General features: G+C 40.6%; 18 protein-coding genes. 12 read left to right on the top strand and 6 right to left on the bottom strand.

Going from position 1 to position 20,846, the window contains the following annotated elements:
- Nucleotides 1-47 precede the first annotated feature (47 nt).
- The 6 genes from EAX61_RS02865 to EAX61_RS02840 all read right to left on the bottom strand — a co-directional run bounded on the left by EAX61_RS02865 (nt 48) and on the right by EAX61_RS02840 (nt 6,412).
- Nucleotides 48-1,187 (bottom strand): SPFH domain-containing protein, encoded by a 1,140-nt coding sequence (locus EAX61_RS02865; protein WP_121916152.1) that lies wholly within the window; start codon nt 1,185-1,187, stop codon nt 48-50.
- A 433-nt stretch (nt 1,188-1,620) separates the two neighbouring features.
- Nucleotides 1,621-2,148: a collagen-like protein gene (locus tag EAX61_RS16525; RefSeq protein ID WP_201739407.1), complete on the bottom strand. Its 528-nt coding sequence runs from the start codon at nt 2,146-2,148 to the stop codon at nt 1,621-1,623.
- Between the two features lie 137 nt (nt 2,149-2,285).
- Nucleotides 2,286-3,029, bottom strand: coding sequence for a metallophosphoesterase family protein (locus EAX61_RS02855; RefSeq protein WP_121916151.1), 744 nt, complete (start codon nt 3,027-3,029; stop codon nt 2,286-2,288).
- Nucleotides 3,030-3,043: 14 nt separating this feature from the next.
- On the bottom strand, nt 3,044-4,180 hold the full coding sequence (locus EAX61_RS02850; RefSeq protein WP_121916150.1) for an ATP-binding protein: 1,137 nt from the start codon (nt 4,178-4,180) through the stop codon (nt 3,044-3,046).
- Nucleotides 4,181-4,362: 182 nt separating this feature from the next.
- Nucleotides 4,363-5,112, bottom strand: coding sequence for an SDR family NAD(P)-dependent oxidoreductase (locus EAX61_RS02845; protein WP_121916149.1), 750 nt, complete (start codon nt 5,110-5,112; stop codon nt 4,363-4,365).
- A gap of 427 nt (nt 5,113-5,539) precedes the next feature.
- Nucleotides 5,540-6,412, bottom strand: a complete 873-nt coding sequence (locus EAX61_RS02840; RefSeq protein WP_430641062.1) for an aldo/keto reductase — start codon at nt 6,410-6,412, stop codon at nt 5,540-5,542.
- 162 nt (nt 6,413-6,574) lie between these two features.
- Here EAX61_RS02840 and EAX61_RS02835 point away from each other — a divergent pair, with 162 nt between their 5' ends.
- The 12 genes from EAX61_RS02835 (at nt 6,575) to EAX61_RS02780 (ending at nt 20,825) form a co-directional block, all read left to right on the top strand.
- Nucleotides 6,575-7,612 (top strand): AAA family ATPase, encoded by a 1,038-nt coding sequence (locus EAX61_RS02835; protein ID WP_121916147.1) that lies wholly within the window; start codon nt 6,575-6,577, stop codon nt 7,610-7,612.
- 121 nt (nt 7,613-7,733) lie between these two features.
- A complete protein-coding gene (locus EAX61_RS02830; RefSeq protein WP_121916146.1) occupies nt 7,734-8,600 on the top strand; it encodes a DUF58 domain-containing protein in 867 nt (288 codons plus the stop codon).
- A gap of 252 nt (nt 8,601-8,852) precedes the next feature.
- Nucleotides 8,853-10,514 (top strand): hypothetical protein, encoded by a 1,662-nt coding sequence (locus tag EAX61_RS02825; protein ID WP_121916145.1) that lies wholly within the window; start codon nt 8,853-8,855, stop codon nt 10,512-10,514.
- Nucleotides 10,514-11,515, top strand: coding sequence for a vWA domain-containing protein (locus EAX61_RS02820; protein ID WP_121916144.1), 1,002 nt, complete (start codon nt 10,514-10,516; stop codon nt 11,513-11,515). The genes EAX61_RS02825 and EAX61_RS02820 overlap by 1 nt, the downstream gene beginning before the upstream one ends.
- Nucleotides 11,516-11,580: 65 nt before the next feature.
- Nucleotides 11,581-12,615: a vWA domain-containing protein gene (locus tag EAX61_RS02815; protein WP_121916143.1), complete on the top strand. Its 1,035-nt coding sequence runs from the start codon at nt 11,581-11,583 to the stop codon at nt 12,613-12,615.
- 3 nt (nt 12,616-12,618) lie between these two features.
- Nucleotides 12,619-13,509: a tetratricopeptide repeat protein gene (locus tag EAX61_RS02810; protein ID WP_121916142.1), complete on the top strand. Its 891-nt coding sequence runs from the start codon at nt 12,619-12,621 to the stop codon at nt 13,507-13,509.
- Nucleotides 13,509-15,278: a BatD family protein gene (locus tag EAX61_RS02805; RefSeq protein WP_121916141.1), complete on the top strand. Its 1,770-nt coding sequence runs from the start codon at nt 13,509-13,511 to the stop codon at nt 15,276-15,278. Before EAX61_RS02810 ends, EAX61_RS02805 begins: the two co-directional genes overlap by 1 nt.
- A gap of 2 nt (nt 15,279-15,280) precedes the next feature.
- Nucleotides 15,281-16,045 carry a tetratricopeptide repeat protein gene (locus EAX61_RS02800; RefSeq protein ID WP_121916140.1) on the top strand — a complete coding sequence of 255 codons (765 nt, stop codon included), beginning with the start codon at nt 15,281-15,283 and terminating at the stop codon, nt 16,043-16,045.
- 122 nt (nt 16,046-16,167) lie between these two features.
- A complete protein-coding gene (locus EAX61_RS02795; RefSeq protein ID WP_147448324.1) occupies nt 16,168-16,461 on the top strand; it encodes a hypothetical protein in 294 nt (97 codons plus the stop codon).
- A 95-nt stretch (nt 16,462-16,556) separates the two neighbouring features.
- Nucleotides 16,557-18,137, top strand: a complete 1,581-nt coding sequence (locus tag EAX61_RS02790) for a SulP family inorganic anion transporter (protein WP_121916138.1) — start codon at nt 16,557-16,559, stop codon at nt 18,135-18,137.
- A gap of 29 nt (nt 18,138-18,166) precedes the next feature.
- Nucleotides 18,167-18,823, top strand: coding sequence for a carbonic anhydrase family protein (locus tag EAX61_RS02785; protein ID WP_121916137.1), 657 nt, complete (start codon nt 18,167-18,169; stop codon nt 18,821-18,823).
- A 115-nt stretch (nt 18,824-18,938) separates the two neighbouring features.
- Nucleotides 18,939-20,825, top strand: coding sequence for a SulP family inorganic anion transporter (locus EAX61_RS02780; RefSeq protein WP_121916136.1), 1,887 nt, complete (start codon nt 18,939-18,941; stop codon nt 20,823-20,825).
- The last annotated feature ends 21 nt before the right edge of the window (nt 20,826-20,846 follow it).

Raw genomic sequence — 20,846 nt, 5'->3', positions numbered from 1 at the left:
CTTAGATTTTTAGTTTGAACAAACTAAAAATGAGCAACCATTATCTATTATGCAGGTAAGGGCGGTGGCGTATTCCCTCCTAAAAAAGCTTTGAGTTCTTCCACCTCTTGTAAAGCCATCCATCCAGACATTCCCTGTTTCCAAACCAAGCTTTCTTTATTGATAGTTCGGCTGGCAAAAAGAGCCCGTAATTGCTCAAAAGAAACCGGACCTTGCTGTGCTCCGTTAGAGGCGTAGAAATATTGAACTGCCGCTGGCATAGGTGGTGGCATAGATGCCCCTTGATTCATTTGAGTTTGCGCTTGTTGTTGCCCTCCCATATTAGGAGTCATCATACCGCCCATTTGTTGTGCTAGCACAAAGCCCATTCCCATTCCCATTCCTGCGCCAGCCGTTCCCCCTTCGTTTGCTGCGGCAGCCTCTATAGCTTTTGCAGTTTTGAACTTCGTTAGCTTATCCAAGTCCAGTTTGTCAATACGACTGTATTCGAAAATCTCCTTCTTAAGATCCTCTGGCATTGAGACATTCTCAATATAGAATTTCTCCAGCGAGATACCTACCGTCATAAACTCAGGCTTCATAACATCTTGACACGTTTCTGAAAGCTCTGAGGTATTTGCGGCATATAATTCTATAGGAAGGTTTGCTTCTCCTACTGTATCTGTAAATCGAGTCGCTATGAGACTTTTAAGGTGTTCATTAATCTCAAAATTTGTAAAGTTATTATCTGTCCCCACAATTTCCTTGATGAACATTCCTGCATCTGCTATTTTAAATGCATAAGTCCCAAACGCACGAATCTCTACGAGTCCAAAGCGCTCATCACTTAAAGTAATAGGGTTCTTCGTTCCCCATTTTTCATCAGTAAATAAATGCGTGTTTACAAAATAGACCTCGGCTTTGAAGGGACTATCAAAACCATATTTCCAACCTTTTAAAGTCGTCAGAATGGGTAAGTTTTGAGTGCTCAGCGTATATGTTCCCGGTTTAAAAACATCTGCTATCTGGCCTTCATTTACAAAGACAGCTGTTTGTCCTTCCCTTACTATGAGTTTTGCGTTGTTTTTTATCTCGTTCTGGTAGCGTTCAAAACGGTGGGCAATCGTATCATCTGTATAGTCAAGCCACTCGATGATGTCTATAAACTCGTTGCTCAGTTTTTCCTTTATTTTATCAAAAAGTCCCATAGGTTGTTATTTTAAATTTCTGTTCTAAAGCTACGAAAACTCTATAAAAAATCGGCTATGTGTTTTCTCAAACTCATAGCCGATGTCTCAAGCACACTCACGTGCTGGCTAATTCAAATCTTGGATAGTTATCTAAGCTTGATATTCATAAGAACTCCCATCTGGAAACTCTACCGAAAAGTAAGATACGTCAAACTCTTCGTCTTGAATAAACTGCTCCAGAAGCCCCAAATCTCCTTTTTGCGTTTTCATAATAAAATGTGGTTAAGTGATTAATACACTACAAATATGCGACCTATCATATCGTTATATGAGGTGGTATTGTCGCAATCGGATAGGGGTATTTACCCCTTAATTCAAAAGTTCATAAAAAAGAAACCGAATGTCATTTCTGAACATTCGGTTTTCAAATTTTCGAGGCTCAATAATAATTCTAAAGATTAAAGAATTCCTTAACAGATTCGTAATCATTAAAATCTACCCCTTGCATCTCGTAGTATTCTCGGGTACTTCCAGATTGACGTCCTAGTGGAGTTCCCTCTATAATTAGGAATCTAAAATCTAATGTCTGGTTAAAGGTTGATGTTAGCCTTACAGTTTCTAGAAAAATCCTGTCTATATCTAAGATTACCGAACCTCCAGTTACAACTGGAAGTGTTTCCCAAAAAGGATTTCCAGAAACAGTAGTATATCCTAGAACTAAACCATTATCTACAATATCCTGAGTGACTTCTGGAATTGTAATGTTATTAATCCCACTTACAATAGGAAATCCGTCTATGGTAATAGATACTACATTTGCATTACCATCTTCTCCATCCTGTCCATCTTCACCCGCAGGTCCTTGTGCTCCAGGAGCGCCATCCATACCGTCCATACCATCTTCTCCGTCTTCAGAACAAGCCGTGAGTGTAATGGCAAAGACCATAAATAAATACATAAAAAATCTTGAAGTTTTCATAATATTGAGTTTTTGTTAGGGTGCAAATATGATATCGTTATAAACGAAATACACCATTCAAAAAACTCAAAATATAACAGCTAATAACCTATTAATCAAAAGGTTATTTGTGAAATTAGACTAGGCATTTACCTTAATTATTTATAGGATTGCTCATTGCGACCACTCTCAGTTGCGTACAATTGCATTACAGGATCACTTTGCCAGAACTCCTTCGTATCTACATCCATCACCGTAAGGGTTCCTTTAAATGCGGCACCGGTATCTAGATTCCATACGTTTGCCTTATTCACAGGCTCCGTCCTATTTATTCTTGTTACAGGCGTGTGACCTATGAATATTTCGGTAAAAAGTTTTAATCGTTTGGGATAAAATAAATCTTCCGGATCGAGGTCTTCCCGCATCGCACACACCATTTCCCATAAGGTGCGATCCCAGTAAAATGCGGTGCTGTGCCACTCGTGCTCGGGGCCGTTGAGATTTTGGAAACCCGCGTGACAGAACATTCGGTTTTCCTTATCTATATAATAGTCTTTAAATGTCTTATAAAAAGCGATATGTTTATCTATCTCTTTAGACGACTTGGCATTATAAGAATCTATAGTGCTCTGACCGCCGTGTTGCAACCATTTGGGAGACAGCGCTCTTCCTTCCAGCCATTGCTGTACGAGGTCATCATGGTTACCGCGTATGAGGGTGGTTCTTTGCTTTCGCGAAAGCGTAATCAAGTAATCTATCACCCCCGCACTCTCACTCCATCCATCTACGTAATCACCTAAAAAAATAAGATGATCCTCTGCAGAAACTTTTGCGCGTTGCATAACTTGCTTTAGCGCCTTAAGACCACCGTGTATATCTCCAAAAACTAATGTTCTACCCATAAATACAATCACTTTTATTCATAACGCACTTTCCTTAAAATACGCATCGTTTCTTTATACCTGCCATAAATGCCACCACTAAATTTCTTTAAAAAGGGTTTTAATTCTACAAGCTTCTGAATGGCAGAGTCAAATCCGTTCAGATAGCAAATCAAATACGTGTTGGACAGATTATACAGGTCCTTCCACTCACCTTGATTAAGCTCGATACTACGTTTGAGCTTGTAAAAAATCACATTATTGTTATTAAAAATATGATACAAAGTCTTGCGGTCCACCTGGGGCGGTTCAAAAATGAGATGGGTATCGATGGTGTAGGTTCCGCTTTCGCGAAAGCGTATTACCACCTCTTCCAGCGGGTAATATTTAAATTGCTCTTGTACTCCTAAATGCACATATTCTAAAATCGTAAACGTGTCATTATCATAAGAAATAGAAACCTCATCCAGCGCCGAATAAAACAGTTTTACCTGCTCGTTTATAAGCTCAATATCCACGCGGGAATAGTAGGTATCCCCTTTAACCACCTTCTTTTTACCCGCCCAGCACACCACAAACTGCTCTTTGAACACCTTGTAGGTGCTCTCCATATCCTTGTGGCGGTTGTTTACAAAATCCATCACACCGTCCAAGGTAAGCTCGATGCTATTTTTGGCGTGGTTCTCAATGGCAGAAACAATGGCGCTGTTTACATCTACTATGTCACTTTTAAAAACCTTAGGCATAGACATACTCCCATCCCGAAAGAACACCGTTCCTCCCCAATATTTCCAAATATTACGCTTGAGCGCTGTGAGTTTGTCCTGCGCCCGGATGGTGACAAGTCCCACCACCAAATCTGTAGGAAGGTTAGGAAAAGGTATGTTTTCATAAGAAATAATAGGCGGATTCTCCAGATAGGCATTAATAAGATTTTGCAATTTACTATCGTCAAAAAATGGAACTCCTATGATTGCATTTTCACCATCGTCCACACCTATGACGATGTAGGAATTGTTTTTTGGATTACTGTTAGAGAGCGCGCAGATGTGCTTTAGGAATTTGGCTTTTCCTTCCTTGTTACCGATGTCAATCTTACGCTTCTTGTCATAAAAACTGTTCTCGTCATTGTGTGCGAGAAGATTTTTTACGAGAAGGCGTTTGTTGATCATTGTTTATTCTATTTCGGCAGTTTCGATACAATTTTTATCTCCGCTATCGCTCTGATAAAAATCACTCAACCCCCTTAATTTGCCCATATATTTTCAATGTATTTAACTATCTAAGGTGGTTGAGTTTTTTTATTGAAAGCTATTCGGTTTTCAATAAAAAAGTATCGAAACCTCCGGCAATATTAATTTCTATTCACAATAGTACTACTAGCCTGTGCCGTACTAAAAACCACTAAGTCTGCAATATTCACGTGGTATGGTCTTGAGACTACGAAGTGAATAATATCTGCGATATCTTCGGGTTGTAAACAGTCAAAACCTTGGTAGACTTTTTCTGCTCTTTCAGAATCTCCTTTAAAGCGCACTTTGCTAAAATCTGTTTCGACCATTGCGGGGTTAATGGCACCTACTCGTACGTTGTGCTTATTAAGGTCTAGTCTCATTCCTTGATTAATGGCATCTACGGCGTGTTTACTTGCGCAATACACATTACCATTAGGATATACTTCCTTCCCTGCAGTAGATCCTATGTTTATGATGTGGCCAGACTTTCGCTCTGTCATTTGTGGGATGATGGCTTTACTTACATACAGCAAACCTTTTACATTGATGTCTAGCATTGCGTCCCAATCGGCTACGCTTCCTGTTTGGATAGGGTCTAGACCGTGAGCGTTTCCTGCATTGTTTATAAGAATATCTATCTGCCGGAAGTCTTGAGGTAAACTAGCGAGTGCTTCTGTTACTTTTTCATTGCTACGTATGTCAAAATTGAGCGTGTGAACTTTTACAAGATTGCCTAACTCTTCTTGTAGTTTATCCAACTCTTCCTGACGTCTCCCACATAGTATAAGATTTATTCCTTCTCGAGCAAATCGTGTTGCGGTGGCTTTTCCTATTCCTGATGTTGCTCCTGTGATTAGTGCTGTTCTCATAGTTTATTTCATTTCGGTAGTTTCGATACAATTTTTGATAAAGCTCATCGCTTTTTCAAAAATCACTCAACCACCTTGGATTTTTAATTTTAATAGAATCTGTACTCACTGTTGCTGAACATCCATCTTTAAGACTTCCTCTCCCTCGTGCCTCGGTCGTCAGAGGCAATCTTCAAAGGAGGAAGCTTGAAACTCATAATCCTTTGAGGCTTCTTCGTTTCATTCCGGTAGTTTCGATACATTTTTTAAAAAAGCTAATCGCTTCTTCAAAAAACACTCAACCACCTTTATTTTTAAATAAATTTTAAATCAGCTTAACTATCTGAGGTGGTTGAGTGATTTACAATAGCGCGTTGCGCTATTGTAAATCGTATCGAAACCTCCGACATCATCTTCAACTTCGATTTCAGTTTCGAATTCGATTTAATCAAGCCACTTCCTCCCCTACACTCGCCTCTAGCAATTCAAACCAGTCTTTTAACTCCAGTTCAATGTCTGAAGCTGTGACGGCATTTGTAATCCGTTCTTTATTTGTGGTTCCTATTACTGGATGAATGCCAGATGGATGTTTAAGAAGCCAGGCCAGTAACAATTGGTCGTCTTTGGCATTGTATTTTTCACTCAGCGATTTCAGTTTCTTTTTGATACGCTGATTTTGCGGGGTGTCTTCTCTAAAAACACTCCCCAGCGGACTCCAACTCATAGGCGCTATGCCGTGTGTCATCATATAATCTAGGCTTCCATCCGTAAGCGATTCTCTAGTGGTGAGGGAAATTTCTATTTGGTTTGCCACCACTTCGGTTTTGGTTCTTACTAAATCCGTTTGCGCTGGAGTAAAGTTTGAAAGACCGAAGGCTTTAATTTTTCCTTGAGACTTCAATTGTTCCACCGCCTTACTTACTTCGTCAGGACGTAATAAAGGGCTCGGTCGGTGCAACAGGAATAGATCAAGATATTCCGTCTGCAACATTTTAAGCGATCGTTCGGCGCTGGAGATGACGTAGTTTGCGTCGTACTGGTAGTGTTTTATGGTGTTTTCTGGTCGCGCCTCTCCTTTCATCTGGATACCGCACTTGCTTATGAGCTGGATGGAGTCTCTTGGGATGTCCGCTTTCGCGAAAGCGTTACCAAAATCCTCCTCTGTCGTATAATCCCCATAAATATCTGCGTGGTCAAAGGTGGTGATGCCAGCTTCCAAACAATGGTGCATCGTCGCAATCATCTCTTGCTCATTGAATTGCTTACCCCAGGCACCCCACGTCATACAGCCCTGAATGATTCTTGAAAATTTCGTCATCATTTTTTAAATTGTGTTTCGATTAAAATTAGCCTTTTTAAAACTAGTCAAATCGATGTGAAGCCCTTTATTTTCAATAATTTTTAACCAAATGTTAACAAGATTTTTAGGAATAAAACAGGACTTTGCACCGTTATAGATTTTCCCTAAACAGAAACTGCAATTATGGAAGAAAATACTACAGGTATCGACCTGAATAAAAGCGCAAATCCTGGCGCGATAGACATACAGGCGATTAATGAAAAGATTGAAAGAGAGAGTGCCTTTGTAGACATTCTCGCGATGGAAATGAACAAAGTCATCGTGGGTCAAAAACATATGATCGAGAGACTGATGATTGGGCTTTTAGGTCAAGGGCACATCCTTCTAGAAGGTGTTCCTGGACTGGCAAAAACGCTAGCAATTAATACGCTAGCCCAAGCAGTACACGGTTCATTTTCCAGAATTCAGTTTACACCAGACTTACTTCCGGCAGATGTGGTGGGGACACTCATCTACAATATGAAGCTTAATGATTTCAGCATTAAGAAAGGACCCATTTTTGCCAACTTTGTCCTTGCAGATGAGATTAACCGTGCTCCGGCCAAAGTACAGTCTGCACTACTGGAGGCGATGCAGGAAAAGCAAGTAACCATAGGTGATGAGACGTTTGTGCTAGACAAGCCTTTCCTGGTAATGGCCACTCAAAACCCCGTAGAGCAAGAAGGGACATACCCACTTCCTGAAGCGCAAGTAGACCGTTTTATGCTCAAAACAGTCATAGACTACCCAAAACTGGCAGATGAGCAATTAATCATACGCCAAAACTTAAAGGGAAGCTATGAAAAAGTGAATCCTGTTGTTTCCGTAGACCAAATCCTTCGTGCACAAAGTGCCGTGAGAGAGGTGTATATGGACGAAAAGATTGAAAAATATATTCTCGATATCATTTTTGCTACAAGATATCCAGAAAATTATGGGCTTGCAGATTTAAAACCGTTAATCAACTTTGGCGCTTCCCCTCGTGGTAGTATCAACCTTGCAACAGCGGCCAAATGTTATGCCTTTATCAAACGTCGCGGATATGTTATTCCAGAAGATGTGCGCGCCGTGGTACACGATATCCTGCGCCACCGTATAGGTATCACGTATGAGGCCGAGGCAGAGAATATTACCTCTGTAGATATCATAAACAAAATTGTAAACCAAATCGAAGTGCCTTGATTTAGTGAGCACTTACAGTCGCAGTCAGCAGTCAGCAGTCAGCAATCAAAGTGTTGCTGGCGTTGCAAATTCTTAAAGATTTTAACTGTAAACTGGAATTGAATACTACAAACTGAAACAATTGGATACAAAAGAACTTCTCAAAAAAGTACGCAAGATTGAGATTAAGACACGTAGGTTGTCTGATCACATTTTTGGTGGCGAGTACCACTCGACCTTCAAGGGGCGTGGTATGACTTTTTCTGAGGTGCGACAATATCAGTTTGGGGATGATGTACGTAATATCGATTGGAATGTTACTGCTCGATATAGCGAGCCTTACATCAAAGTTTTTGAAGAAGAGCGTGAACTCACAATGATGCTCGTGGCAGATGTTTCTGGGTCAGAATTTTTTGGGACGGACGAGCAGTTTAAAAACGAGATTGTAACCGAAGTGGCTGCAACCTTAGCCTTTAGTGCGATGCAGAACAATGATAAAATAGGTCTCATTCTTTTTACAGACGAGATTGAATTATTTATTCCTCCTAAAAAAGGAAAATCGCACGTCCTACGCATTATACGAGAACTATTAGAATTTAAGCCAAAATCCAAGAAAACAGATCTTGCCCAAGCCATAAAGTTCTTGAGTAATGTGATGAAAAAGAAAGCTATCGTTTTTGTGCTTTCAGATTTTATGACAGATGGATACGAACAAACGATGAAAATCGCTGCAAATAAACACGATATCACTGGAATCAGGATATATGATCAGCGAGAAGAAAGTATTCCCAGTCTCGGAATCGTCCAGATGGAGGATGAAGAAACAGGAGAATTATTATTAGTGAACACGGGCTCAAAAAAAGTACGTAACAACTACGCTCAATATTACAATGACCGGGTAGATTATTTTAAAGAAACCTTCCGTCGTAGTGGTGCAGGAGTGATTGATGTTCGTACGGATGAGAGTTATGTAAAAAAGTTATTGGGGTATTTTAAGAGGAGAGGGTAATGTTTTCGCTTTCGCGAAAAATGACCTAAGACTTGGGTGTTGCACACCCTGACATAGGACGTAGGACTTTTTAGGACACGAGCAAAGCTCGTAACGAAAAAAGCTCCGCATTGCATTATGGAGCCAAAGGCTGACACTTAATGGCTCCCCACCCTGAAAGGGAGGGGTGGTTTCCGCAGGAAAGCGGGGCGGGTCACGGGCAAAGCCGAAGGCGAGCACGTAACCCATAAGAGTATGAAGACCATTACATAAATGAATAGAAAAAATAAAAATAGCATACAGTCCAAAAACGCAATCCTGCGCACGTTTTCCCTGTTCATTATTTTCTGCTTTCTATTCTCACAAGCAAACGCCCAAGAAAAAGAAGTCCTAGCAACCATAGACTCCACACAAATCCTTATAGGCCAACAAATTAATTATAAAGTTGAAGTCCTGGCAAACGAGGGAGAACCCGTTGTTTTTCCAGAGGGACAGACTTTTAGTCCGCTGGAGATGATTGAGAGTTATGCGGTAGATACGGCTAGTTCTGCCTCGGCAAAAGTGCGACTGATTAAAAAATACGGGCTGACTCAATTTGATAGCGGGTCTTATAAAATACCGAGACAAAAAATCTTGATCGGCACGCGTACGGTTGAGACAGACTCTTTCCGTGTTGAAGTGCGCAATGTTATTTTAGACACCGTAAACCAAGGCCTTTACGACATTAAACCGGTTATTGAATTACCAAAAGATTACAGCAACTGGTGGAAATATCTCTTGTGGATTCTACCCGTTGCGCTTGCCATAGGAGCATTTTTATGGTGGCTCCTACGCCGAAATAAAAAACAAAAAGAAGCCGAAAAATATGTGCCTCCTTTTGAAAAGGCGCTTGCAACCCTGCACGAACTGGACAGCAAAGACTTCATTGCAAATGCTAAGTACAAAGAATACTACTCCGTACTAACAGATGCCGTACGTCGCTACTATGATGAAAAAGTGTACGATCGCGCGATGGAAAGTACGACAGACGAACTGCTGGAGCGCCTAGAAATGGAACGTGAGAGTGGTCACATCCCTTTCAGCACACAGACCATTGCTAAGCTTAAGGACATTTTTAAACGTGCAGACCTTATCAAGTTTGCCCGTGTAAATCCGCCAGAGGGAAAAGCCCACGCAGACCGCCTGGTAGTTGAGGAGATTGTAAAGGAGACTAAAGAAGCGCTCCCCGCTCCTACTGTTGAGGAATTGATGAAGCAGGAGGATTACCGTGAGACGCTTTCGCGAAAGCGTAAAAGAAAACTTTGGCTTACAGGAATAGGCGGAGTATTGGCCATTTTACTTATAGCCACAGGAATCGGGATTGCTGTAAAAGGTTATGACGAAGTAAGAGATTTTATCCTCGGAAACGCCACCAGAGAGCTCGCCGAAGGAACCTGGATCACCAGCGAGTACGGATCACCGTCTATGGTCGTGAGCACGCCAAAGGTTTTAGTGCGACAAGATGTGCCACTCCCTCCAGAAGCACAAGGAAAAATGGAAGCTACGGCCTTTGCTTGGGCCACGGTGCCACCTAATGTTTCGGTAGCGGTTTATCAATTCAAGTTCCCGCAAGGCACAGAGGTTCAACTCGAGCAATTAATAAATAGCCAGCTGGCAGAGTTTGAGGCGCAAGGATTCACGGCAGATTTAGTTAAGAACGAAAAATACAAAACACCTAACGGCGCCGAAGGTTTAAAAACGTTCGGGACAGGGACTTTAAAAAATGAAAAGAAAGGCGTTGAAATTTCTGGTGAGTATGCGATGCTCACTTTTCAGGCAGAGAATATCGTGCAACAGCTTTTTATAAGCTGGCAGGAGGAAGATGAATACAGCAAGCAAATCGCAGAACGTGTATTACAGAGTGTTGAACTTCAAGCCCCAAAACAGGAAAAATAATGCTCTCAAATTTTGAATTTTCAAATCCTGAGTTTTTCTGGTTGCTTCTCGCACTACCAGTCGCTATCGCTTGGTACTTGTGGAAACGGAAGAAACAAACACCTGCTGTAAAAATATCGAGTCTAAAAGGATTTAAAACGGGAAGCAGTATTCTTCCAAAATTGCGCCCTATACTTTTTATCTTAAGATTGGCCACAATGGCGCTCATCATTACCGCCCTTGCTAGACCTAGAAATGTAGAAGTCTCGACCAAAACAAAGACAACACGAGGGATTGATATTGTTATTTCTATTGATGTTTCGGCGAGTATGCTGGCTAAGGATTTACGCCCCAACAGACTTACCGCTCTAAAAACAGTTGCGGCAAAGTTTATAAATGGTAGACCTAACGACCGTATCGGTATTGTAGAGTATGCCGGAGAAAGTTTTACAAAAACACCGATTACCAGCGACAAGAGCATTGTATTAAGCGCTTTAAAAAGTGTGGAGTACAATAATATCATAGAAGGAGGAACAGCCATAGGAATGGGACTTGCCACAGGTGTAAACAGACTAAAAGATAGTAAAGCGCTTAGTAAAGTCATTATATTAATGACAGATGGTGAGAACAATGCAGGGCAGATTGACCCTCGCATTGCCGCAGAGCTGGCCCAGGAATTTGGCATTAAGGTGTACACCATTGGGATGGGAACAAATGGGATGGCTTTATCACCCGTAGGTCTTAATGGAAATAGCTTTGTGTATGACAATGTAAAAGTTACTATAGACGAAGAGTTACTCAAAGAAATTGCTGCTACAACGGGTGGACAATACTTCCGAGCAACGAACAATGAGAAGCTCAAGGAGATTTACGACGAGATAGACAAACTCGAGAAGACAGATGTCGAGGAGTTTAAATACACAAATTACGAGGAGAAATACAGACCACTAGTATTGCTGGCAGGCTTATTATTGCTTATCGAGTTGTTATTAAAGTATACAGTGTTTAGGAGTTTTGTTTAAAGATTTATGACAATGTGAATTGAGATTTCTGCCTTCGCGGAAATGACAAAAGAAATACATTTTTAATGTACTTACTAGAAGAAAAAATATGGTTTTGGTTACTGCTGGCAATACCGCTGGTAATACTGCTTTACTTAGGTGTGGTGGTGTGGCAACGCAGTGCCCAGAAGAGATTTGCATCCCAACCGTTGCTCAAACAGCTAAGTCCTGACCGATCTTATTTTAAACCTACGCTCAAAATTCTGATCTTATGTATAGCGATTTTCTTCCTCGTTTTTGGGCTCGTAAACCTCAAAATGGGCACAAAGCTAGAAACCGTAAAACGTGAGGGTGTGGATGTTGTTTTTGCAATAGACGTATCAAAATCTATGCTCGCTGAAGATATCGCGCCTAATCGCATTGAGAAATCCAAGCAACTCGTCACGCAAATTATCAATAACCTAGGAAGCGACCGCATTGGGATCATTGCTTATGCGGGAAGTGCGTATCCACAATTACCCATAACTACAGACTATAGCAGTGCAAAGCTCTTCCTTAGCCAAATGAATACCGATATGCTATCCAGTCAGGGAACAGCAATCGCAGAGGCTATCGAACTAGCGAAAACCTATTATAACGACGAAGAACAGACCAATCGTGTCCTTTTTATCATTTCAGATGGAGAAGACCACGTGGGAGAGGCCTCAAATCTCGCCGAACAGGCAAACGAAGAGGGCATACGCATCTTCACCATAGGCGTAGGAAAACCTGAAGGTGGTCCTATTCCTTTAAAGCGCAACGGTGTTGTTCAAGCATACAAAAAGGACCAAAACGGAGAGACGGTCATCACCCGTCTGGATGCCCAAACTCTAAAAGACATCGCCGCCGAAGCAAACGGAGAATATCTAGATGGTAGCAATACGGCAGATGTGGTAGAAACGGTACAGAATTTGCTTAACAGTATGGATAAGAAAGAGTTTGAGGCTAAGCAGTTTGCAGACTTTAAAGACCAGTTTCAATGGTTTCTAGGGGTTGCACTTTTATTCCTGTTTCTCGATATCTTTTTACTGGATAAAAAAACAGGTTGGCTCAAAAAGTTGAATTTATTTAATGAAAACTAAGCAATGAGAAAGGTTTTACTTTTGGCGTTTGCCACACTTTCATTTACTGCCTGGGGTCAGGATAAAAAGACTGAAGCTCCAGAAAATCCATACGCTTCGGAGTCCCGCGACCTTATTATTGAAGGAACAGAAGCACTGACAAATCAAGATGGAGGTGTTGTTGATTTTGACGCTTTCGCGAAAGCGGAATCTAAACTACGCGCCGCCATATCACTCACACCAGAGAGCGTACCCGCAAAATATAATGCTGGGAACAACTACTATAAAAACAAAAAATGGGAAGAAAGCACTGATGCGCTAATCAAAGCGACAGCTGTTGCCAAAACCAAAAAAGAAAAGCACAAAGCTTACCACAATCTAGGCAATGCACTGTACCAGCAAAAACAATTTGAAGGCGCGGTAGAAGCTTATAAAAATGCTTTAAGAAACGATCCTACGGACGAGGAAACTCGTTATAACCTGCAACTTGCAAAAAAAGAGAAAGAGAAAAACGGCGGAGGCGGCGGAGGCGGCGACGATGAAAACGAAAACAAAGACAAAGAGCAAGAAAATAAAGACGAAAACCAGAAGGACCAAAACGGCGACGGTGATCAAAAAGAAGGTGACGACGGTAAGGAGAAAGAAACAGAAGATAAAGGCGACGAAAAGAAAGACGAAGGGGAGCAAAAAGAAGATGAAAATGGAAAGCCAGAAGATAAAAAACAAGATCAGCAAGGCGGCAAAGGTGATGAAGAAAAGAAACCCCAACAGCAACAACCGCAACAGGGACAATTATCTCCACAGCAAGTAAAAAACCTGCTAGAGGCGATGCAGGACCAGGAGAAGAAGACACAGGAAAAAATGAATGCTCAAAAGGTAAAAGGAGCAAAAGTTAAGACGGAGAAAGATTGGTAATGAAAAAAATAGCTTACATACTCGTTTTAATATTTTTTGCCAGCACTACGGTGTTTGCGCAGGATGTACAGTTTGATACAAAAGTGAGCAAGAAAAAACTGGGTATTAATGAACGCTTGCGCGTAGATTTTACGGTTAATCAAGACGGAGACGGCTTTCGCCCACCTAGTTTTGAAGGATTTGTAGTCGTAGGCGGCCCTAATCAAGCCATCAGCCGGGTGAGCAATAATGGGAAACTTACTTATTCAAAAACGTATGGTTACTTCTTACAACCTCAGGAACGGGGAACACTTACTATAGATCAGGCCGAAATCACGATAAATGGTGAGGTATATAAGACACCTCCTGTAAATGTTGTTGTAACTGCGGCCGTCGAGGTTCCTAAAGATCCGAACGACCCCACATTTCTTGCTAAAGAAAACATACACCTCGTTGCAGAGGTCTCTAAAACAAGCCCTTACATCAACGAGGCATTTAATGTCGTGTACAAACTGTATGTTGCTCCAGAAACAAGTGTGAGCAACTGGCGCGAGCTAGACTCTCCTAAGTTTGCCGATTTTTGGAGCCAGAATATAGACGAGAAACAATTTAAGATTTATGACGGTGAATATGACGGTGAGCCGTATCGCTATGTCATATTGCGACGCACGGTTTTATATCCCCAAAAAACTGGTAAACTCGAGATTGAACCGTTAAGCTTGAGCGTAGCAGTTAGTGTTCCTACAAATAGACGAGACATCTTTGGACGTCGCTTGACGAAAAACACAAACATCACCATAAGCGCTCCTACCAGGACAATAAATGTTAAGGCATTACCTACTGCTGGAAAACCAGATGATTTTACAGGTGCCGTAGGAGATTTTGACTTTGCGGTGCGCACAGATAAAAACTCTTTAGATGCAGGAGAGGCGTTTCAATTAAGTGTTGAAATTCAAGGCAAAGGAAACCTTAAACTTTTTCCGCTTCCTGAGCCCACATTACCAAGTTCTCTAGAAGTTTATGAGCCAGAAAGCGAAGACAGAATCAGGACCAATTTAGCCGGAATGAGCGGTTTAAAAAAAGAGACCTACACGGTAGTGCCACAGTATAAAGGTACGTATCCTATACCTCAGTTTTCGTTTACATTCTTCAATCCTAACACGGGAAAATACGAACGTCAAACCTCCGAAAATATAATAGTAACTGTTGAAAATGGCCCAACTGATAGTGCTGGGACTATTACTCAAGGTGGAGATCTACCCCAGCAACAAAGCGTTGTTGCGGCAGATACGCAGTTTGAATACATTAAACTTAAAACAAACTTGCAGCCCCAGAAAAAAGAACGCTTCTTTAAATCAAAGTCGTTCTGGGCACTTACATTCGGTCCGTTATTACTCATTCCTCTTGCGATGATAGTTAGGAAAAAACGTATGGCGTATGCAAATGATGTTACTGGAAACCGTATACGAAAAGCAGATAAGCTTGCCCGTAAATTCCTAAGTGCTGCAAAGAAAAATTTAGGCAACCAGAAAGAATTCTATATCGCAATGGAGCGAGCTTTGCATAATTATCTCAAAGCAAAGCTCAACATCACTACCAGCGAGATGTCTAAAGATCGTATCACAAAACTGCTCAACGAGCGCGATCTGGAAAATGCAACTACTATTGAGTTTATCAGTTTACTTGAAAGTTGCGAGTTTGCACGGTATACTCCAGCGAGTAGTGTGGCGATGCAGCAGGATTATGATAAAGCGGTGCGTGTTATTTCTACTATGGACAAACAATTATAGCGATGAAAAAAGCAATCCAACATATAGTGATGGCCGTTTTTATGATATCGGTTTTCCAACTTCAAGCTCAAAACCCAGAGCAATCATTTGAAACGGGAAACAAACATTATGCAGATGGACAATTTCAAGAAGCCATAGATGCCTATCAGAAAGTTTTGGATAGTGGCAAAGAAAGCGCCGCGGTTTACTATAATCTGGCTAATGCTCATTATAAATTAAATAATGTTGCGCCTAGTATTTACTATTATGAAAAAGCAAAATTGCTCGCTCCAGCAGATCCTGATATTAAAAATAATGCCGCTTTTGCTTCTAAAATGAAAATAGATGCCATTACACCACTTCCAGAAAATACGATAAAGAAATATTATAACAATATTCTTAACCTACTTACTACAGATGGATGGGCGTATACTACTGTAATTTTAGCTATGTTTTTTGTTGCATTTTTTCTCGCCTATTATTTTAGCTATGGGACGGGAAGAAAAAGGGTGTTTTTTGCAGCAACTTTTGTTGCTCTTCTTCTTGCTGGACTGAGTTTGATGTTTGCTTATAACGCTTTCGCGAAAGCAGAAAAAGACAACCCTGCTATCGTATTTGCAACAGAGTCTACTGTAAAGTCAGAACCAAATCTCGCAAGTACTGAAGCATTTATTCTACACGAAGGAACAAAAGTATTGATTCTAGAAACCGTTAAAAATTGGAAGCGCATCCAGATTGCAGACGGAAAATCTGGTTGGATTCCTACTACTGATATAAAGGAGTTGTAAAAACTCCTTTTTTTGTACCCTAAAATCAAAACATATCATAGAATTCTTAATTGCCAAGTCTATCTTAATATTGAACATTCAATATTAATTTTTTTTATCTTTGAGATAAGAATTTTTAATTTATGCTTAAAACGTTATTTTCTTGTGTGTTTGCAATCTTGATGTGCCTTTCAATTTCGGGGCCTTCTATCATCGCACTGTTGGAAAATGGTGTCAATATTGAAATTGTTAACGACTTTGAAGAAGAGTCTAACAATGAAATTAAGATAGACACAGAAGAGGGAGATAAATACTTTGAAAATTACAGCACCCCTATTGTGGCGCAATTTAAGGTTACTCATAATTCAAATTTCTTTTATCAAGATAAAATCTATACATACTCCCCTGATGTAAACTTCCCACCTCCCCGAGTTTAATTCTTCCTATTTCTATTATTTCGCCCTTAGCGATCCCTTTTTTAGTAGTCACTTTTTCCATCCGGATTTTTTGAGATGGAACTAATTATTATAGTATGTTTAAATATTTGAAAAATGATCTCCCCGCGAGTATTGTAGTATTTTTTGTAGCCCTACCATTATGTTTAGGGATTGCTCTCGCTAGTGGAGCCCCGCTTTTTTCTGGTCTTATTGCAGGTATCGTCGGAGGTATCGTTGTAGGAGCATTAAGTGGATCGAGTGTAGGTGTAAGTGGTCCAGCAGCAGGTCTTGCTGCCATTGTACTTGTAGCGATAGATCAATTAGGTTTTAAAGTCTTCCTATCTGCAGTAGTGATAGGTGGTGTTATCCAAATTCTTTTTGGAGTGGCAAGATTGGGAATTATAGGGTATTATTTCCCCAGCTCTGTAATACGAGGAATGCTTACAGGTATTGGGATTATCATTATTCTTAAACAAATCCCGCACTTTTTGGGGGATGATGATGATCCAGAAGGAGATTTTGCTTTCTTTCAGGTAGATGGAGAAAACACTTTTTCAGAAATTCTCAACGCAATAGGCGACCCGAGCTTAGGGCCTACTATCATCGGGTTAATCTCACTTGCTCTATTAATATTATGGAGTAATGTGCTTTCAAAAAAAGGGAAGTTTTTTGAGCTAGTACAAGGTCCTTTAGTGGTAGTAGTTGTAGGAATTATTTACTATGTATTCACACAAGGGACTGACTATGGTATTACAGAAGCGCATCTTGTTTCTTTGAGTGAAGACAGGAACACAGAGGGGCTACTTACAAATTTTGTTACCCCAGATTGGAGTCAGGCGTTTACGGCACCGGTGTTAATTACCGCGTTTACAATCGCTCTAGTGGCAAGCCTCGAAACACTTTTATGTGTGGAAGCGACAGATAAACTGGACCCAGCAAAAAGAGTAACCCCAACAAACAGAGAGCTTCTTGCTCAAGGAGCAGGTAACATCGTATCTGGTTTTATAGGAGGATTACCTATTACACAAGTAATCGTGCGCTCTTCGGCTAATATTCAGTCGGGCGGTAAGACAAAAGCCTCGGCAATCATACACGGATTTTTATTAATTGCATCTGTAGCTGCCATACCGTTTTTATTACAGAAAATTCCACTGTCCGTGCTTGCAGCTGTACTCTTTATTGTAGGATACAAGTTAGCAAAGCCATCAACATTTAAAGCAATGTACGATGGGGGATGGACGCAATTTGTGCCGTTTATGGTCACAGTAGTGGGTATTGTAATGCTTGATTTACTTAAGGGCCTTGCATTGGGACTAGTTGTTGGGATCGTTATCGTACTCTACAAGAGCTATAAAAACTCACACTTTTTACATAAAGAGAATGATGATCCTACAGATGGAAAGGTAAAAATGACGCTAGCAGAAGAAGTAACCTTCTTTAACAAGGGTGCAATTTTAAAAGAATTAGATGGACTACCAGAAAATTCTTTTTTAGAACTTGATGTACGTAAAACAAGATATCTGGATCCAGACATCATAGAGATTTTAGAAGATTTTGCATTTAAGGCAAAACAGCGTAACATAAATATAAAACTAGTCTCAGAACGTGGTATAGTAGAAAATCCTCCTAGTTATATTGAGTTTTTCAGGTTCCGGCCTAAGAAAGAGACTGCATAATTTAATAATTAATAAACTCCCAGGTGCTGATGACTTTGGGATTCAAAAAAATAAATGATATGAAGACATTTAACAAAGAAATACAAGACGCCACGAGCCCAGTAGATGCATTAAACCTTCTTAAAGAGGGAAATAAAAGATTTGTAGCTGCAAAAGTTGCGGACAGAGATTTACTTAATCAAGTTAAAGACACTACAGGAGGTCAATGGCCACATTCTGTTGTTTTAAGCTGTATAGACTCCAGAGTACCTGCTGAGATTGTTTTTGATCAAGGAATAGGTGATATTTTTAGTGCTCGTGTGGCAGGAAATATAGTAAATGAAGACGTTTTAGGAAGTATAGAATACGGCTGCAAAGTAGCTGGTTCTAAACTTGTAGTAGTTCTGGGGCACACCATGTGTGGTGCTGTAAAAGGTGCCTGCGACGACGTACAACTTGGTAATATCACAGCGCTGTTGTCTAAAATACGCCCAGCCGTACACGCTACTACTCATCCCGAAGAAGCATCAGAACGTACAAGTGCAAATAAGACATTTGTAAATGATGTGGTTACAAAAAATGTGCATATGACTATTGAAAAGATGCGCAATGACAGCCCACTTCTTAAAGAGATGGAAGAAGCTGGGGATATTAAAATAGTAGGCGGTGTTTATGATATCTCAAATGGGGAAGTACTCTTTATGTAAAAATTCCCCAAGATCAAACGTAAATAAAATATTCGCTCGTCTTAAACGGCAGTTTCAATGAGAATCTGCCGTTTTGTATGTAAATAGTTTACCTTCAAAAAAATTGTTATCTAGTATGAAAGACTTCTTTAAACATCTAAAGGGCGATGCCTTTGGAGGAATTACTGCAGGTATTGTAGCCCTGCCACTTGCTCTTGCCTTTGGTGTTTCTTCTGGACTAGGTCCAAGTGCAGGGCTCTATGGCGCGATTTTTATAGGTTTTGTTGCTGCGCTTTTTGGCGGAACGCCTACCCAAATATCTGGGCCTACAGCACCAATGACCGCAGTAAGTATGGTTGTTATTGCAGGGATTCTTGCAGCTAATGATGGTGATATGGAAAAGGCGCTTCCAGCTATTCTTACTGTATTTTTACTTGCTGGGGTTTTTCAGATTATACTTGGAGCCGCAGGAATAGGGAAATATATAAAGTACATTCCTTATCCTGTGATTTCTGGTTTTATGACTGCTATAGGTATTATGATACTTATCACACAAATTCTTCCCGCAGTGGGCTATTATCCTAATGATGATACAGAGTTTGTACAGAGTTTTACTCCTCAAGCACAAGAAGTGTTACTTGAGAAAACTTTAAGGGATGAGGCTGGAGAAGGGTTACTGGTTCTTGAAAATTTTGAAGAAACCATACGACTAGCGAGAGAAGGACAATCCGAAGACATAAACAAAGAGGCTATCATCCTTGCTAAGGCAGCTTCCTCTGGAGTGGTAGGAACTTTTAAGGTAATAGGAAGAGCTGTCCAAAACATAAACTGGATTGAGCTTGCCCTGGCGCTCGCAACGATATTCATTATTTATGGCTTTAAGAAAATCACTACAGCGGTGCCCAGCACACTGGTCGCACTGCTTGTGGTCTCAGGTATAGCGTATGTTGCACCATTTGAATATCGAGCGATACAGGAGATACCGGTTGGTTTCCCAAAGATAAATTTAGGTATTATCACTGAGTTTAGTTTTAGCACAATTTCACCGTATATTCTTACAGCACTTTCTCTCTCTTTTTTAGGTGCCATAGATTCTCTACTCACCTCCGTCATTGCAGATAATATGACAAAAACAAACCATAAACCCAACAAAGAACTTGTAGGTCAGGGGATAGGGAACGCTGTTGCTTCTATTTTCGGAGGGCTTCCAGGAGCTGGTGCGACAATAAGAACGGTAGTAAATATAAATTCAGGGGCAAAGACTAAACTTTCTGGGATGGTAGCAGCTGTGCTATTACTTATTATCCTTTTAGGACTAGGACCTGTTGCCTCTCAAATTCCGGCTGCTGTTCTTGCAGGTATACTAATCACCGTCGGTTTTGGGGTTATGGATTATAAGGGCCTGAAGGCTATTCCTAATTTACCAAAAGACATAAAAGTAGGGCCTCTAAAGCTAAGTTCTGAAGTCATTATCATGTTTACGGTTATGGTTCTAGCTGTGGTTTGGGATCTGGTAGCTGCTGTTGGAATAGGCTTAGTTCTATCCTGCCTAATGTTTATGAAAAAGATGGGAGATTTTACAGCAAGGCAATCTAGAATCGTAGACTTTAAAAGCCTCAACCCTAACGACAATAAATGGAGTGATGAAGTAAGCTTCCCCGAAAAACTGAAGGAAGAAATATTTATAAAACATCTTAGCGGTCCACTATTTTTCGGATATACTAGCGAGTTTTCTGCACTTACAAAGCAAATCCCAGCTACGGCATCAGACGTAATATTACGTATGGGACGCGTTCCATATGTAGATCAATCAGGAGTATACGCTATAGAAGATACGGTGCTACAATTAAAACAGGCGGGTATTAAACTACATATTGTGGGTCTTAAGAAACAACCTAAATATATGCTCGAACGCATTGGGATTATTCCAAACTTGATTCCTCAATCTGAGGTTTATGGCACTTTTGAGGAATGTATTTCTAGTTTACGCAAGAAGGTGGAAGATGTGATTGATAAATCTTAATAGGTACCGTTCTTTTTTGCT

Source organism: Dokdonia sinensis, from assembly GCF_003688895.1.
GTDB classification, from domain to species: Bacteria; Bacteroidota; Bacteroidia; order Flavobacteriales; family Flavobacteriaceae; genus Dokdonia; species Dokdonia sinensis.
Note: the sequence above shows the minus strand (reverse complement) of the source record. Positions and strands in the feature narration are given on the sequence as shown.

Excerpts from the sequence above, each read along its gene's own strand:
- EAX61_RS02800 (WP_121916140.1), top strand. The coding sequence starts at position 15,281 with ATGAAAAAAGCAATCCAACATATAGTGATGGCCGTTTTTATGATATCG.
- EAX61_RS02835 (WP_121916147.1), top strand. The coding sequence starts at position 6,575 with ATGGAAGAAAATACTACAGGTATCGACCTGAATAAAAGCGCAAATCCT.
- EAX61_RS02790 (WP_121916138.1), top strand. The coding sequence starts at position 16,557 with ATGTTTAAATATTTGAAAAATGATCTCCCCGCGAGTATTGTAGTATTT.
- EAX61_RS16525 (WP_201739407.1), bottom strand. The coding sequence starts at position 2,148 with ATGAAAACTTCAAGATTTTTTATGTATTTATTTATGGTCTTTGCCATT.
- EAX61_RS02855 (WP_121916151.1), bottom strand. The coding sequence starts at position 3,029 with ATGGGTAGAACATTAGTTTTTGGAGATATACACGGTGGTCTTAAGGCG.
- EAX61_RS02865 (WP_121916152.1), bottom strand. The coding sequence starts at position 1,187 with ATGGGACTTTTTGATAAAATAAAGGAAAAACTGAGCAACGAGTTTATA.
- EAX61_RS02820 (WP_121916144.1), top strand. The coding sequence starts at position 10,514 with ATGCTCTCAAATTTTGAATTTTCAAATCCTGAGTTTTTCTGGTTGCTT.
- EAX61_RS02825 (WP_121916145.1), top strand. The coding sequence starts at position 8,853 with ATGAATAGAAAAAATAAAAATAGCATACAGTCCAAAAACGCAATCCTG.
- EAX61_RS02850 (WP_121916150.1), bottom strand. The coding sequence starts at position 4,180 with ATGATCAACAAACGCCTTCTCGTAAAAAATCTTCTCGCACACAATGAC.
- EAX61_RS02840 (WP_430641062.1), bottom strand. The coding sequence starts at position 6,412 with ATGATGACGAAATTTTCAAGAATCATTCAGGGCTGTATGACGTGGGGT.
- EAX61_RS02805 (WP_121916141.1), top strand. The coding sequence starts at position 13,509 with ATGAAAAAAATAGCTTACATACTCGTTTTAATATTTTTTGCCAGCACT.
- EAX61_RS02785 (WP_121916137.1), top strand. The coding sequence starts at position 18,167 with ATGACTTTGGGATTCAAAAAAATAAATGATATGAAGACATTTAACAAA.
- EAX61_RS02815 (WP_121916143.1), top strand. The coding sequence starts at position 11,581 with ATGTACTTACTAGAAGAAAAAATATGGTTTTGGTTACTGCTGGCAATA.
- EAX61_RS02795 (WP_147448324.1), top strand. The coding sequence starts at position 16,168 with ATGCTTAAAACGTTATTTTCTTGTGTGTTTGCAATCTTGATGTGCCTT.
- EAX61_RS02780 (WP_121916136.1), top strand. The coding sequence starts at position 18,939 with ATGAAAGACTTCTTTAAACATCTAAAGGGCGATGCCTTTGGAGGAATT.
- EAX61_RS02810 (WP_121916142.1), top strand. The coding sequence starts at position 12,619 with ATGAGAAAGGTTTTACTTTTGGCGTTTGCCACACTTTCATTTACTGCC.
- EAX61_RS02845 (WP_121916149.1), bottom strand. The coding sequence starts at position 5,112 with ATGAGAACAGCACTAATCACAGGAGCAACATCAGGAATAGGAAAAGCC.